At 29.9% G+C, this 15236-nt stretch carries 12 protein-coding genes; 8 read left to right on the forward strand and 4 right to left on the reverse strand.

Going from position 1 to position 15236, the window contains the following annotated elements; all coding sequences use genetic code 11:
* Window positions 1–6: 6 nt before the first annotated feature.
* The 7 genes from ftsH (at window position 7) to MC378_RS13070 (ending at window position 5697) form a co-directional block, all read left to right on the forward strand.
* Complete coding sequence (gene ftsH / locus MC378_RS13040; protein ID WP_242179205.1) at window positions 7–1983, forward strand: ATP-dependent zinc metalloprotease FtsH; 1977 nt, start codon at window positions 7–9, stop codon at window positions 1981–1983.
* 21 nt (window positions 1984–2004) lie between these two features.
* On the forward strand, window positions 2005–2589 hold the full coding sequence (locus tag MC378_RS13045; protein WP_242179206.1) for an LUD domain-containing protein: 585 nt from the start codon (window positions 2005–2007) through the stop codon (window positions 2587–2589).
* A gap of 1 nt (window position 2590) precedes the next feature.
* On the forward strand, window positions 2591–3385 hold the full coding sequence (locus MC378_RS13050) for a phosphatidate cytidylyltransferase (RefSeq protein ID WP_242179207.1): 795 nt from the start codon (window positions 2591–2593) through the stop codon (window positions 3383–3385).
* A gap of 2 nt (window positions 3386–3387) precedes the next feature.
* Window positions 3388–4044 (forward strand): phosphatidylserine decarboxylase family protein, encoded by a 657-nt coding sequence (locus MC378_RS13055; protein WP_242179208.1) that lies wholly within the window; start codon window positions 3388–3390, stop codon window positions 4042–4044.
* 4 nt (window positions 4045–4048) lie between these two features.
* Window positions 4049–4312, forward strand: a complete 264-nt coding sequence (locus MC378_RS13060; protein WP_242179209.1) for an acyl-CoA-binding protein — start codon at window positions 4049–4051, stop codon at window positions 4310–4312.
* 7 nt (window positions 4313–4319) lie between these two features.
* On the forward strand, window positions 4320–4937 hold the full coding sequence (locus tag MC378_RS13065) for a YceI family protein (RefSeq protein WP_242179210.1): 618 nt from the start codon (window positions 4320–4322) through the stop codon (window positions 4935–4937).
* A gap of 325 nt (window positions 4938–5262) precedes the next feature.
* Window positions 5263–5697, forward strand: coding sequence for a hypothetical protein (locus MC378_RS13070; RefSeq protein WP_242179211.1), 435 nt, complete (start codon window positions 5263–5265; stop codon window positions 5695–5697).
* On the opposite strand, the gene MC378_RS13075 is transcribed toward MC378_RS13070, so the two are convergent.
* The 4 genes from MC378_RS13075 to MC378_RS13090 form a co-directional block, all read right to left on the reverse strand.
* Window positions 5694–6572 (reverse strand): TIGR01777 family oxidoreductase, encoded by an 879-nt coding sequence (locus tag MC378_RS13075; protein ID WP_242179212.1) that lies wholly within the window; start codon window positions 6570–6572, stop codon window positions 5694–5696. The genes MC378_RS13070 and MC378_RS13075 overlap by 4 nt on opposite strands.
* A gap of 65 nt (window positions 6573–6637) precedes the next feature.
* Window positions 6638–9262 (reverse strand): zinc-dependent metalloprotease, encoded by a 2625-nt coding sequence (locus tag MC378_RS13080; protein WP_242179213.1) that lies wholly within the window; start codon window positions 9260–9262, stop codon window positions 6638–6640.
* A gap of 129 nt (window positions 9263–9391) precedes the next feature.
* On the reverse strand, window positions 9392–9958 hold the full coding sequence (locus tag MC378_RS13085; RefSeq protein ID WP_242179214.1) for a YdeI/OmpD-associated family protein: 567 nt from the start codon (window positions 9956–9958) through the stop codon (window positions 9392–9394).
* 3 nt (window positions 9959–9961) lie between these two features.
* Window positions 9962–11287 carry a M28 family peptidase gene (locus MC378_RS13090; protein WP_242179215.1) on the reverse strand — a complete coding sequence of 442 codons (1326 nt, stop codon included), beginning with the start codon at window positions 11285–11287 and terminating at the stop codon, window positions 9962–9964.
* A 133-nt stretch (window positions 11288–11420) separates the two neighbouring features.
* Between MC378_RS13090 and MC378_RS13095 the strand changes: the two genes are divergently transcribed.
* A complete protein-coding gene (locus MC378_RS13095; protein ID WP_242179216.1) occupies window positions 11421–15161 on the forward strand; it encodes a M4 family metallopeptidase in 3741 nt (1246 codons plus the stop codon).
* Window positions 15162–15236 lie beyond the last annotated feature (75 nt).

The following is a 15236-nucleotide window of genomic DNA, read 5'->3' on the forward strand; positions in this document are numbered from 1 at the left end:
AAACACATGAGTGATTCAAATAAAGACAATAATTCTAAGACACCTAAATTTAAGTTTAATGCTTACTGGATTTATGGAGCTATATTTTTAGCGATCATAGCCGTTCAGTTTTTTAGCAGTGGTGATTTAGCAACAAAAAATATTTCAAAAAACGAGTTTACTGAAATTTTAAAAGAAAATGATATTTCTAAAATTTTGGTTATAAATAACAACGTAGCTCAGGTTTTTATAAAAGAAGATGCTTTAAAGAAAAAGCGTTATCAAAAATTAGTAACGTCTACTTTTTATAGAAAAGGCGCTTCTTTGTACGAATATAATTTTGGAGATTTACAGAATTTTGAAAATGATGTAGAAAAAATTAGAAAAGAAAATGATTTAGATTTCGATTTAAAAAATGAAAGTAGAACCAGCATGTTTGATACTATTATTGGTTTCTTGCCTTTCATTATATTAATTGGTGTTTGGTTGTTTTTTATGAAAAGAATGTCTGGTGGTGGAGCCGGTTCTGGTGGAGGTGGTCAAATATTTAGTATTGGAAAATCTAAAGCTAAATTATTTGATAAAGACACCAAAGTAAAAACTACTTTTGAAAATGTAGCTGGTTTAGAAGGAGCAAAAGAAGAAGTTCAAGAAATTGTAGATTTTTTAAAAAGCCCAGAGAAATATACAGCTTTAGGAGGTAAAATACCTAAAGGAGCATTATTAGTAGGACCTCCGGGGACAGGTAAAACATTATTAGCAAAAGCAGTTGCTGGTGAAGCTGGTGTGCCTTTCTTTTCTTTATCTGGATCTGATTTTGTAGAGATGTTTGTAGGTGTTGGTGCATCTCGTGTTAGAGATTTATTTAAACAAGCAGCTCAAAAATCACCTTCAATTATTTTTATTGATGAAATTGATGCAATTGGTAGAGCTCGTGGTAAAAATAGTATGACGGGTGGTAATGATGAAAGAGAGAATACGTTAAATCAATTATTAACAGAAATGGATGGTTTTGGTACAGATACAAATGTAATTGTACTAGCTGCAACAAATAGAGCAGATGTTCTTGATAGCGCTTTAATGCGTGCAGGTCGTTTTGATAGACAAATTTATGTTGATTTACCTGATATTAATGAACGTAAAGAAATTTTTGAAGTACACATTAAACCATTAAAATTAGCAGATGATGTGAATGTTGAGTTTTTAGCACAACAAACACCAGGATTCTCTGGAGCTGATATAGCAAATATGTGTAATGAAGCTGCATTAATTGCAGCAAGGCAAGGTAAGAAAGCTATTCATCACCAAGATTTTTTAGATGCTGTTGATAGAATTGTTGGAGGTCTAGAAAAAAAGAATAAAGTAATTACTCCGAAAGAAAAGAAAACAATTGCATTTCATGAAGCAGGTCATGCCACTGTAAGTTGGATGTTAGAACATGCGGCACCATTGGTAAAAGTTACAATTGTTCCAAGAGGTCAATCTTTAGGAGCTGCTTGGTATTTACCGGCAGAAAGAATGATTGTTCAAACAGAACAAATGTTAGATGAAATGTGTGCTACCATGGGAGGTAGAGCTGCAGAAAAAGTGATGTTTAACAAAATTTCTACAGGAGCATTAAGTGACTTGGAAAAAGTGACAAAGCAAGCTAGAGCGATGGTTACTGTATATGGTTTGAATGAAGAGGTTGGTAATATTACTTATTATGACTCTTCTGGAAATGATTCTTTTGTAAAACCTTATAGTGAAGATACTGCAAAGACTATCGATAAAGAAATTTCTAAAATGATAGAAGCTCAATATCAAAGAGCAATAAAGTTATTAGAAGATAATAAAGATAAACTTACTACTTTAGCAGAACTACTTTTAGAAAAAGAAGTTATTTTTAAAGATGATTTGCAAAAAATATTCGGAAAAAGACCTTTTGATGAAGTAGAAGAAAAAATTGAAAAAGAAATTGAAGAAGAAGCTAGTGTTCCCCCAGTTAATAAAACTGAAGAATAACTAAACATCTTTAATTTAACAATGAAATTATTTAAAAAAATATTTAATTTTTCTATAAAGGAAACAAAAGAGATACAAAGTCAAGAGGTAAATTTATCTCTTGACGATTTGTTTGTACATAACTTTATAGAAAAAGGAGGTAAATTCTTATACTGCTTAAAAAAAGACGAAGTTATTGCAAACCTTAAAAGTATTATTTCCGAGAATAATTGGAGTGAAATTTTAATACTAGATAAAAACTTATCCTCCTTTTTTAAAAAAGAAGATGTAAAAATTATAGAGAGTTTTAATTCAAAAACACCAATTCTAACTACTTGTGAACATTTAATAGCAGACAATGGAGATATTTTATTTTCTTCAAATCAATTAAAAAGTAAGAAATTCTCTGAGCTGTCAGAAAACTTTATTGTATATGCTACTACAAGCCAATTAGTTAAAGATACTAGTCAAGGTTTAACGGGGATTAAAACAAATAATAAAGAAAATTTACCCACTAATATTTCAGCAATTAAGAACTATAACTTAAATAAAAGTGAGGATAATTTTTTAAACTACGGCAACAGTAATTCAAAAAACTTATATTTGCTGTTGTTAGAAGACTTATAATATGCGCAACCTTTTAAGAAGGAGTTTATCTGGAGTTATTTACGTTTTAATCTTTATTTCTGCAATTCTTTTTTCTAAAGAATCCTATATCATACTTACATCATTATTTGGTGTTATTTGCATATGGGAATTTTTAAAAATCATTAAACTTAAAAGTTTTGCTCCATATATTTTCTTTGTAGTTGCTTTATTTTTAATGCTTAAAAGACCTCAAAGTTATGCAGTAACAGGTATTCTAATTATTACGATTTTATCATCTATTTTTCTTATCTATCAACTTTTTTCAAAAAAAGAGATTAAATTTTCTGATGAAAGATCAAAACTAGGATTAACTATAAGATATTTAATTTTTTCTATGAGTTTCTTGGTTTTATTACCAATTTTTAAAGGTGATTATAAACCTTATTTGATGATTTGTCTTTTAGTTTTAATTTGGGTAAATGATAGCTTTGCTTTTTTAGTTGGAAAAAATTTTGGTAAAAGGAAATTGTTTGTTTCTGTATCACCTAAAAAAACAATCGAAGGCTTTTTGGGAGGTGTTGTTTTTGCATTAATTTCTGCTGTAATAATTAGTAAATATAATGCTGATTTTACAACTATAAATTGGATTATTATTGCACTTATTATTAGTGTAATTGGTACTATAGGAGATTTGGTAGAATCTAAATTTAAAAGACAAGCAAGCATTAAAGATAGCGGAAATATAATGCCAGGTCATGGTGGGATTTTTGATAGATTAGATAGTTTGTTGTTTGTTGCTCCATTTGTATATTTGTATATTAACTTTATAATTTAAGAATGATTCGTTTTCACAAAGAAGGATATAAAATTATTACCATTGCTTTTGTATTATCTATTATAGGTATTTTACTTGCAGAGAAATTTATTGAAATTGATTGGTTAGTTAAAGCGGTTCAAGTTTTTATTTTAGGTTTTTTAATAATTATACTTCAATTTTTTAGAAACCCTAAAAGAGTTACACCTTTAAATAAAAATACAATTATTGCACCAGTAGATGGTAAAGTTGTTGTAATTGAAGAAGTAGAAGAACCAGAGTATTTTAAAGGAAAAAGATTACAAGTTTCTATTTTTATGTCTCCAATTAATGTTCATGTAACAAGGTATGCAATGAGTGGAGTTGTAAAATATAGTAAATATCATCCAGGTAAATATTTAGTAGCTTGGCATCCTAAAGCTTCTACAGAAAATGAAAGAACAACAATTGTTTTAGAAAATACTACTTTTGGTGAAGTTTTATATAGGCAAATTGCAGGTGCGTTAGCAAAAAGGATAGTAAATTATGCTAAAGTAGGAGAAAAAGTAATACAAGGTACTGATGCAGGTTTTATTAAATTTGGATCTAGGGTAGATCTATTTTTACCTATTGGTACAAAACTGAATGTTAAATTAGGTGATAAAGTAAAAGGTGGAGTTCAAGTTGTTGCAGAGAAATAATTTTATGCAAAATGATTTAGACATAGAGTTTGAAAAAGCATTTGTTGAAATATCTAAATTAGAAGAAGCTGTAGCTCCAGATCTTATGCTGAAGCTTTATGCATATTATAAGCAGGCAAATTTTGGTAATAATTTTTCTTTTAAAAATGATATCGATGTAAGAGATGCATTTAAGTTAAATGCTTGGATTCAATTAAACGGAATGAAATCAGACGAAGCGAAAAAAGAATATATAAAGTTAGCAGAAACCATATTAAACCATAAATAATATAATTATGAAGAAAGTAGTTATTGTAGCTTTTTTAACAGTGATAGCATTTAATTTTTCTAGCTGCAAATCAGAAGCAAAAAAAGAAACATCAAAAGAAGTAAGTAAAGTTGACGCAAAATTTTCTTTAAAGAAGGCAAAAAATGAAATAAATTTTACTGCTTTTAAAACCACAGAAAAAGTTCCTGTTGGAGGACAGTTTAAAAAAGTAGATATTATTTCTGGAGGTGAAGGAAATACTATTAAAGAAGCAATTAATAATACAGAATTCTCAATACCTGTAAGTAGTATTTTTACAAAAGATACGAGTAGAGATTTTAAAATCAAAAAGTTTTTCTTCGGTATAATGGATAATACCAAATTATTATCTGGAAAATTAGTTATTGAAAATGATTCTGTTGGATATACAAATATTAAAATGAACGGAGTAACAGAGAAAATTCCTTTTCAATATACAATAGAAAACAATTCTTTTTCTTTGAAAGCAACTATGGATGTTACCAAATGGAATGCTGCCGATGCATTAGCAGCACTTAATAAAGAATGTTTTGACCTGCACAAAGGTGCAGATGGAATTTCTAAAACTTGGAATGAAGTATTATTAAATATTACTTCAACTTTTTAAGAACATAATATTAAAATACTAGTAGACTAGTTTCGTTACCGACTGAACCTAGTTCTTAAATTAAAAAGGTCATTATTATTTACTAATTAATGTTAGTAAATAATAATGACCTTTTTAAGGTTACAAAAATATTTTTTAGAACTAAAAAGTAACAAGCTATCCTTGATGATATTTTACGTTTAAATAAAGATTCACCATTTTAGGTGATAAGTCTCACCATTTATGGTGAGATGAAAATTTCACTATTTTTGGGTATTGACAAAGCCTTTATAAAGGAGTATTTTTAACATATAATAATTTACTAACCCCCCATAAATTTTTTATTATGAAAAAAATACTTTTCACATCATTACTTATTATTGTTTCTTTAACTACGAACGCTCAAGATTATGCATTAAATTCTGAAATGAATTATAATGAGAATAATATAGACAATAATTCATCTAAAGAAATAGTTCCTCTATTAGAGCAAACAAAGTATACTTATAAATATAAAGGAGATGATGTTTTAGTGATTTTTAGTGAGAACGAACATATAGAATATTTTAATGATAAAAAATATTTTATAAAATCAACAATAACTTGGACTGCAGAAGATGAATGTTATATGACATTACAAGAGTCTAACTTACCTAGATTTCCATTTAAAAAAGGAATTAAATTAAAAATGAAAATCCAAAAAGTAAAACGTGGATATATTTATTACGAATCGACTTTAGGAGGAAGAAGCTGGACAGGTAAAATGAAAAAATTAAATTAAAATAAATTTTTAAACGTATTTTGTAAAGTTGGAAATTTAAATTTAAAACCAGTTTCTATAATTTTATCAGCAGAAATTCGGCTTCCTTTTAAAAGTAATACGGACATTTCTCCAAAAATAAGTTGTAGAATTAAAGAAGGTACTCCAAATTTTATATAAGGACGTTTAAGGTTATTGGCTAATAATTTAGAGAATGATTTACTTGTTTGATGTTCTGGAGCAACAGCATTATAAATACCTTCTAATTGTTGTTCAATAACAGATATATACATATTACATAAATCGTCAATATGAATCCAAGGTAAATATTGTTTACCCGAACCTAAAGGTGAAATTATAGGTGTTTTCATTTTTTGTAAAGCGCCACCTTTTTTAGAAATCACAATACCAGTTCTTAATAAAGTAACTGGTATTTTTTTTGCTTCAAATTGAAGCGCTGCTTGTTCCCATTTTTTACAAACTTCACTTAGATAATCATTACCTGGTTTATCTGTTTCTTTGAAAATTTTAGTAGAAGTTATAGCGCCATAATAACCAATTCCGGAAGCAGAAACAAAGCCCTTTAAATTTAGTTTTTGTGCTATTACTTTTTTAAATAAAAGATTAGTTGTTTTTACCCTACTATCAATAATTAACTTTTTTCTTTTTTCTGACCAATTTTTATCCGCAATTCCAGCACCTGCTAAATGTATTATATAGTCTACATTTAAAAAGGCTTTATCATCAATATAGTCTTTAGAAACATTCCACTTGTATTCATTTTTATTTTTAGGAGTTCTACTTAAAATCGCTACTTCATGTTTTTGTTCTATTAACATCTTTGTAAGTCTAGTACCTACCAAACCTGTACCTCCAGTAATTAATATTTTAGCCATAATGTAAAGATATAAAAAAACCACAATCGAAAGATTGCGGTTTTTGATTGATAATTTTTATGCAATTATTTAATCTCTTTCATTGCATTGGTAATTAGTGTTTTTAAATGATTTTTATGTGCTTTGGTAGCTAGATTACCAGTACCATTGCTAACCCACGTTTTAATGTTTTTAAGATTATAAATTGCCATAGATTTTGCTGCAGAAGAAAATCTATTACTAGCTTTACCTGTAACCATATTAATTAATCTTTGTGTATAAACAACTTGTAAATTTTGTCTAAAAGAATTAATACTTCCATAAACATCTGGCTTAAACATTGTATTGTTTAAATCAGTCATAAAAGTAGATAATTTATATTTGTTACCATACAGTTCGGAATTAGATAATCTTTGTAATGTATTTGGATGCATTATGTGTGCTAAAACACTTGTTTGATAACCTAATACTTGTTCATGAATTTTAGGATCTTCTGGACCACCAAAGAAATTGTATCCTCTTCTTTGTCTTGCTAAAAGATTATAGACATCATTTGGTGTGTCAAAAGCATTTGGGGCAAAAATATACTTCTTTAAAGTATTCATAGCTCTTTTTTGATCAGCATAACTTACAGGAGTATAGGGTTGTGTTCCTCCATTTTGACCGAAAGTAGCTCTATCAACATATACACCTCCAATAAACCTAGAAACCACACCTCCTGCAGTAGCGGTTTGATTGTGAAGAGTATAGTAAGCTCTTCTTAATTCTTCATAAGTTTCTCCTTTCTTTGTAAATTGAGTTTTCAAATTCTTCATCATAGAATTGATTAACTCAAATCTGTTTATAGAGTACGTAATTTGATCGTTAGATAAATCGCCAATCATTACTCTTGGATCAATTGCTTTACCTGGAGAACGCATATCATCAGCATCGTTACCAAAAATTAAACCAGGTTCTGTAGATCTTTCTAATAATGCATTTCTTTCAGCTTTTCCTTTAAAAGGAGTATATCCAAATTGAATTGCCCAAATATCATAAGGTCCAACTGCCATGTCATAATATTGACCTTGTTTTGTTCTGTCATTAGTTAAGTTAATACCAGCATAATCCATTACAGAACCTGTTAAAGCTTTTCCTTTAATAAAGTTTTTATCTGCTAATTGAGCCGGTGTATAAACTTGACTTGCTTTCATATTATGATTCAATCCTAATGTATGACCAACTTCGTGCATAATTAAAGATTTCATCCCTTCTTTTTTTATCGCTTCCATTTCTAAATCTGAAGCTCCATTTGCTTGTAAAACAGCTGTACCTAGCATTAAATTTTCATGCATCATGTTTCCAATAGAGCAAAACATGTGGTTTTGGTGTTGTTGATGCTTTTTTACTTCCAATTCTTCTAAAGTTTCTAACTTCATATTAGAGGCTGCATCATTATATAATTTATCAGCAAAGACTCTGTTTGTAAAATGAACAAACTCTAACATAATATCTGCTCCTAAAATTTCACCAGTTCTAGGGTTTACAAAGCTTGGTCCATAACCACCAAAAGGAGGATTTGGAGAAGAAGTCCAACGTAAAACATTATAACGTACATCACCTGCATCCCAATCTGCATTATCTGGTTGTACTTTTACAACCATAGCATTTTTAAATCCTGCTTTTTCAAAAGCTTCATTCCATGCTAAAACTCCTTCTTTAATAGTTTCTCTCCATTCTATAGGAGTTGTGTTTTCTATCCACCAAGTAATTGGTGTAACTGGTTCTGAAATTACAGCATTAGGATCTTTTTTTACCAATTTCCATCGATGAATCATATCTCTATAATTTATCGTTTTAGTGGTTGTCATATCATTTGTTTCTGTTAAAAAATAACCAACTCTAGCATCATCCATTCTAGGAGTGTAGTCTTCTTTTGGCATTTTCATAAACGTGTGAAATACTTTGATAGAAACGTTTCTTCCGTCTGTTACTGCAGGTCCTCCTCCGTTAAAAACAGTAGGGTTGTTGTATACGTATTCTGTTTTTACGTTTGTGTTTTCTGGATAGTTTTTAATTGAGTTTATTTTAGATTTTGCTTTGTCAAATCTTCCTAAACTAAATGCAAACGGAGATTGTCCTGGAAATCTAGGTCCTTTAATTCTTGTAAATGTTTCTGATAAGAATAGACTACTTGCATCAATTAAAAATTCGCCTTTTGCATCATCGGAAGCTAATATTTTTCCACTAGCTACAACAGCATCACTAATATTTGCATTAGATGATTTAGATAATGCATTGTTTTTATCAAAATAGAAAGAAGTATTTGGAGCAATAAACTCTAATTTATTAAAGTATTTCTGTACATTAAATACTGTAGAACCTTTATAAGATCCTCTAAATTGACCTGCTTCTGTTACACCGTCTGCAATTTGAGAAAAGTAAATAAAGTCTTTGTTTAATTGCTCTTTCTTTACTAATAATTTGATATCACCAGTAACTGTGTCTTGAAAAATTGTAAATAAACCTTCTATTTTTTTACTACTTTTTGTGAGATCTGAAATTGTTTTCTCTTTTTTCTTAGGAATAGGTTTTTTTATCGGTGTTTCTTTTTTCGCGTCTTTTTTGTTTTTCTTTTTTCTTTGTGCATTTACATCATTAATACCTAAAATAGTAAGAGCTAAAAAAAAAGAGAAAATAATTTTAAATTTCCTGGAATTGATTGTTTTCATATTAAGTTTGAGTTGATTATAAATTAAGTTTGTAAGTTCTTTTTTTGTAAAACTACTTACATGTATTGTTTGTAAAAACAATACATGTCTTATAAAAAAGACTAATTATTTTGTGAAAAGTTACAAAACTTATTTATATTTTTTGTTTTCTTGACACAATTTTATGATTTCTGTAACTCTTTTTTGTCTGGTTGTTAGTTTTTTAGCTTGAAATAACCAGTACAAATATCCTTTTTTATAGCTTGGAGCAAAATTCTGATAGTTTGTAAATGCAAGATTGTTTTTATTAAACTCAATTTGTAAGTCTTCGGGGATTATTCCTTTTTCAACTTCATCTAAAGCAAACCAAGAACCATTTTGTTTAGCAATTTTAATTATTTCTAAACCTTTTTCTTGCATCAAGTTTTTAGAAGTTAGCTCTTTAATGTGTTTTTTATTTAAAGCACTCCAAACACTTTTATGGTTTCGTTTGCAGAAATATTGCTTTCGTTTTCCATTTCCTAAACTTTTTACTGTAGAATCTATCCAGCCAAAACAGAGTGCAACTTTTACAGCATCTTCCCACCTCATAGACTCCTCTTCATTTTCTACTTTATAGAAAATTAGATATACTCCTATAGAGCTATGATGATTCTCTGAAAGCCACTTGCGCCATTCAATATTATTTTTAAAATATAGTTCTGGCTTTTCAGACATATTTTATCTCAAAATCTTATTTGGAAAAACAACAACACTTTCGTGACCATCTTTACCAACTGATGCAACCCCAAAAAAGAAATTATCAATAACAATTCCTTCTAAAGTAAATTCTGTTTCTTTTACAAATCGACTATAATCCCAAGTTGGAGATGTTGTGTCTCTCCAATAAATTTTATATCCTTTCGCTCCTTCTACTTTACTCCATTTTAATTTAGCAGATGCTTGAACTATACCGCCAATAGCAACATCTTTAGGGCTTGCAGGAGCACTTGCTAAACCAGCCATTGTGATGGCGTTAACAGCAGTTAGTTTTTTAGCATAATCAAAGTTTACATGTTCAAAGGTATCCCCGTAATTGATGTCGTTTTCTGTTCTAATATTTTGATGTTGTTGCGTATAGTTTTCATGAGCTTCCATGATTCTAATTCCAGGAAAACCTAAATCATTAAAAGGTCTATGATGTCCTCCACGTCCAAATCTATCTAGTCTATATATCATCATTGGATTCATTTCTGGCATATATGTTTTGACCATTTTATGAGTGTATCTTGCAAGTTGACGAGAAATTCCATCTACTTCACCACCGTAAAATCTACGCATTTTACGTTGCTTTTCAGTTTCGTTTGCAGGAACTGGTTCTGAAAAAATTCGAAAACTACGATTATCTATTACTCCGTCAACACCGGTAATATTACCAATCATATCATTGTTTAATACTCCAATGATTTCCCAACCTTTTTTTTGAGCATACTTTGCTAAACCTGCACCACCAAACAAACCTTGTTCTTCACCAGAAAGACCAACATAAATAATACTACTTTCAAATTTATATTTACTTAATACTCTTGCAGCTTCAATAGTTCCCGCCATTCCCGACGCATTGTCATTTGCACCTGGAGCATCTGTAGTAAAGTCCATTGTGTCACTTGCACGAGAATCGATATCACCACTCATGATAATATATTTATTTGGGTATTTGCTGCCTTTTTGTATGGCAACAACATTTACTACCCAAGCATCATGCGGTACTCTTCTGTTGCCTTTTTTTGTAACAAGATCTTTTTGATAAAAGGTGTTTAAACAATTGTTACAATCAGTTGAAATTTTATCAAATTGATTTTTTATCCAACGTCTTGCAGCTCCAATTCCACGTGTATTGGAAATGGTATCAGAAAATGTGTTTCTTGTGCCAAATTCTGTTAACGTTTTAATATCAGCTTTAATTCTATTTGCAGAAACGTCATTTATAATATCGTAAATTTTTTGATCTGTTTGTGCTGTAATTGAGGTAGATATAAGTAGGTATAAGAATATGATTTTTTTCATTATGAAATATTTTTTTAAAGATAACTTCTTTTTAATTGAAAAAAAAAGTTAAAATAATGTTAAATAAGTTGTTTTTTTTTATAGATTTACGGCATCCCCTTTTAATCTTATTGTAAACACAAAATTAGTACAAATGAAACAAATCTTACATTTTTGTTTTTTCGTGTTATTTTCAGGGACCCTGTTAGCGCAAAAAACTAACCATCAAAATTTCGAAAAACTTTTAAAAACTAACCAAAAAATTGAGTCCTACTTCTTAAATAAAGAACGGCAAACACCTTCAACTATTAAATTAAAATCAAATTCTGATTTAACGACTAATAAACTTCCAGAGTTTATTAAAAATGCTCTTCAAATTAATAATGATGCATTTCAATTGTACTTATCTGATAAGACGAAATCTAAAAATGGATCAGAAATTATTACTTATTCTGCTACTTATAAAGGTATCGAAATTGCACATGCAAAATACAAAGCTTATGTTAAAAATGACAAAGTTAAATTTATAAGTTTAGAACATTATTTTATAGACAGAAGTATGAATAAAGCTGCTTCGATTTCTAAAAATCAAGCAAGAGAATTAGCAAAGAATTTTGTTGGAGCAGATAAATATGTTTGGGAAGCAATAAATGAGCAAATGGCTAAGACCACAGATGCAAACTTATTAAACAAACTTCAAGCTAGTTATGATGAAAGTTTCCCAAAAGGAGAACTGGTATATGTAGATGATTATACAACTCCAGAATCGGATTTAAAATTAGCTTATAAATTTAATATATATGCATTAGAACCTGTTTCTAGAGGAAATATCTTTATTGATGCTCAGAATGGAAAAACCATTTTAGCAGATGCAATTATTAAACATGCTAGAGAAGTAAATGAAAAAAGAGATGAAGCTAGAAATGCTTTAGCAAACATCCCATATAGATCAGAGATTTCTAGTTCTGCATCTGTAACTGCATCTGGAGATACTAGGTTTGCTGGGAATAGAAACTTTCAAGCTACTGAAACAACCATTGAAAGGGTATTGTTAGGAGATATCACTGCTTATTCATTAGATGGAACTATTGATTTATCTCCTTATGGTATTGTTGATGATCCCTTGACCGCAGATGTAGATGAATCTTTAGTGTTAAATGAAACTAGATCTTATAGAGGCGTTGGAGGTCTCCCAATAAATATAAACGGTCTTCCTACTTATTCTATATATGATGGCTATTCAGATCCATTAGAATTACAACTTAGCTCAGAAGTAGGAGATAATAATTGGACAGCAGAAGAACATTATCGAAATGATTTTAGTACGCCTTATCCTCTTCATAATGAAAAAAACAATGATGATATTGCATTAGATGCACATTGGGGAGCAGAAATTGTGTTAAGATATTGGGCTGATGTTCATGGAAGAAGTAGTCATGATAATAAAGGAACAAAGATTATTAATTATGTTCATTATGGTGATGCTTATGACAATGCTTTTTGGAACGGAACAGCAATGACATACGGAGATGGTAGTTATCAAGGAGGAACAAACTTATCTGGAGGTTCTTTTTTACCTTTAACTTCTTTAGATGTTTGTGGACATGAAATAGGACATGGTATTTGTTCTGCAACTTCAGACCTTGTTTATGCTGGTGAATCAGGAGCAATGAATGAAGGTTTTTCAGATATTTGGGCAGCAGCAGTAGAAAATTATGTATTAACTAAAATTGACAATACTTTACCATACGATCCTTGGGGAGTTGGAGAGCAAATTGATGAAAGTGATGGAGGTATAGCTCCTGGTGAAGCAGGGTCTGCAGCATTACGTTGGATGGATGATCCAAATGCAGCGGGAAGTCCTTCTTTTTATGGAGGTGAAGATTGGACGGCAACAGATGGTTGTGTTGCAACTTTAGTTAATGATCAATGTGGAGTGCATACCAATAGTGGTGTATTAAACAAGTGGTTTTATTTATTGGTTACAGGTTCTGGTCAGCCATTGTCACCAGGAGCAAATAAAATAGCAGCTGATCCTGCAATACAAGATAGAGGTGCAGGACTTCCTTATTCTGTTAGCGGTCTTGGTTTTGATCTTGCAGAACAAATTACATTTAAAGCAGAAGTATTACTTACTCCAAACGCATTGTTTTCTGAAATGAGAAATGCTACAATTTTAATCGCAGAAACAGAATATACTGCTTATGAAGTAGAACAAGTTATGAATGCTTGGTATGCCGTTGGAGTAGGAGAACAGTATGTGGCTCCAGACCCAAATATTTTATTGTATGAATCGACAACTAGCATGGTAAATGAAAAAACAGCTACTACAGGTTGTAATGAGTTCAATACAATTACTGTATCAATTACTGCTGCTTCAGTAACAACAGCTCAAACCGCAACATTTACATTTGATGATTCTACAGCAACTTTAGGAGAAGACTTTGATGTTTCTCCTTCTAGTTTAACATTTGATGTTTCTGCAACCCCGGTTACTAAAGAAGTAACAATTACTGTTTATAATGATGGAATCATTGAAGGAAATGAAACAATTCAAATGAATTTTTTAAACGGACCTAATCCAGAAGATGTAAGAAAACAAACAATTACAATTTTAGACGATGATTATGTGCCAAGTATAGGTGCTGGAACAATTGAATTATTAAGCGAAAGTTTTGATGATTCAGATGCTCCTACAGGATGGATTGTAGATTCTGCATTTGATGTGAATAAATGGTATTTTAATGGAACAGCATTTGTAGGGCCAAGTTTTATAGAAACACCAACGCCTATTTATAACGGAACAGCAATAAGTAGTGTAGATTTAATTAGTAAAGTTGTAGATGCTCGTGGTATTTCTAATGTAACAGTTTCTTTTGATTGGACAGCTGGAGGTGAAAATGATGGTTCTACAATCTTAGATTGGGGAGAATTTATGTATACTTTAGATGGAAGTACTTATGAATCAGTTCAGAAATTTTCAACAGAAGGATTACCTCTAATTGGTGTTGGAATACCAGATTCAGGGACATTTAATTTAGCGATACCTGCTTTAGATAATAAATCTTTTACTTTAATTTGGAGATGGTATAATGATGATTTAATTCAGAGTCTTTATAGTTTTTCTGTAGATAATGTATTGGTATCGGGTAATGCAGCTCCTGTAGAAAGTGATATAGCAGATTCTGATAACGAAACTGTAAATACAGGAAATCAAGTTTACTTTATAAGTAATCAAGATGGAGAAGTACTTGGACTTATTGAAAACGCAACAGAAGATTTAGGATGTGTAACTCTTTCTATTTTAGAAAATGGTAGTTCTTCAAATTTTTCTAACATAGCGGGTTCTCATTCAGGTAAAGTATTTAAAATAGAAGCAGATGGAGAGAATGCAGCAACAGCTACATATGATATAACATTATATTTTACTGATGCAGAATTAAGTGATTTTTCAGATCCGAGTTCTTTACAGATAATTAGAGTAGATGGTAGTTCTATTGATGATGCTACAGATTCTACTGTAAATTATAATATAAGTGGAAGTTTACTAGAAACAAATGCTAGTCAAAGCTATCATAGTTTTAAAGGGACTTTTACAGGATTTAATTCTTTTGCTCTTTATCAACCTTCAACTCTTTCTAAAGATAATTTTGAAACTTCAGAATTTATGATTTTCCCAAATTTTGTTAAAAGTGGAGATGATATAAATATTCAAAATTCAAAAACGAGTATCAACAAGATTCGTATATACTCAGTTTTAGGAGCTTTAGTTAAAGAACAAACTGTAGATGGTGATTTATCTACAAAAGTATTAACAGATAGTTTAACTACAGGGATGTATTATTTAGTGATTAATAATAATAAAAATCACAGTTATAAAATAATTGTTTATTAAAAAAAACAAGAACATAATTAAACCCAGTAAGCTTTCTTACTGGGTTTTTTATTTACTTAATTGTAAAAATCTGTT

The organism is Polaribacter marinus, assembly GCF_022662535.1.
Taxonomy (GTDB): Bacteria; Bacteroidota; Bacteroidia; order Flavobacteriales; family Flavobacteriaceae; genus Polaribacter; species Polaribacter marinus.

Excerpts from the sequence above, each read along its gene's own strand:
- MC378_RS13050 (WP_242179207.1), top strand. The coding sequence starts at position 2,591 with ATGCGCAACCTTTTAAGAAGGAGTTTATCTGGAGTTATTTACGTTTTA.
- MC378_RS13055 (WP_242179208.1), top strand. The coding sequence starts at position 3,388 with ATGATTCGTTTTCACAAAGAAGGATATAAAATTATTACCATTGCTTTT.
- MC378_RS13080 (WP_242179213.1), bottom strand. The coding sequence starts at position 9,262 with ATGAAAACAATCAATTCCAGGAAATTTAAAATTATTTTCTCTTTTTTT.
- ftsH (WP_242179205.1), top strand. The coding sequence starts at position 7 with ATGAGTGATTCAAATAAAGACAATAATTCTAAGACACCTAAATTTAAG.
- MC378_RS13045 (WP_242179206.1), top strand. The coding sequence starts at position 2,005 with ATGAAATTATTTAAAAAAATATTTAATTTTTCTATAAAGGAAACAAAA.
- MC378_RS13075 (WP_242179212.1), bottom strand. The coding sequence starts at position 6,572 with ATGGCTAAAATATTAATTACTGGAGGTACAGGTTTGGTAGGTACTAGA.
- MC378_RS13060 (WP_242179209.1), top strand. The coding sequence starts at position 4,049 with ATGCAAAATGATTTAGACATAGAGTTTGAAAAAGCATTTGTTGAAATA.
- MC378_RS13090 (WP_242179215.1), bottom strand. The coding sequence starts at position 11,287 with ATGAAAAAAATCATATTCTTATACCTACTTATATCTACCTCAATTACA.
- MC378_RS13085 (WP_242179214.1), bottom strand. The coding sequence starts at position 9,958 with ATGTCTGAAAAGCCAGAACTATATTTTAAAAATAATATTGAATGGCGC.
- MC378_RS13095 (WP_242179216.1), top strand. The coding sequence starts at position 11,421 with ATGAAACAAATCTTACATTTTTGTTTTTTCGTGTTATTTTCAGGGACC.
- MC378_RS13070 (WP_242179211.1), top strand. The coding sequence starts at position 5,263 with ATGAAAAAAATACTTTTCACATCATTACTTATTATTGTTTCTTTAACT.
- MC378_RS13065 (WP_242179210.1), top strand. The coding sequence starts at position 4,320 with ATGAAGAAAGTAGTTATTGTAGCTTTTTTAACAGTGATAGCATTTAAT.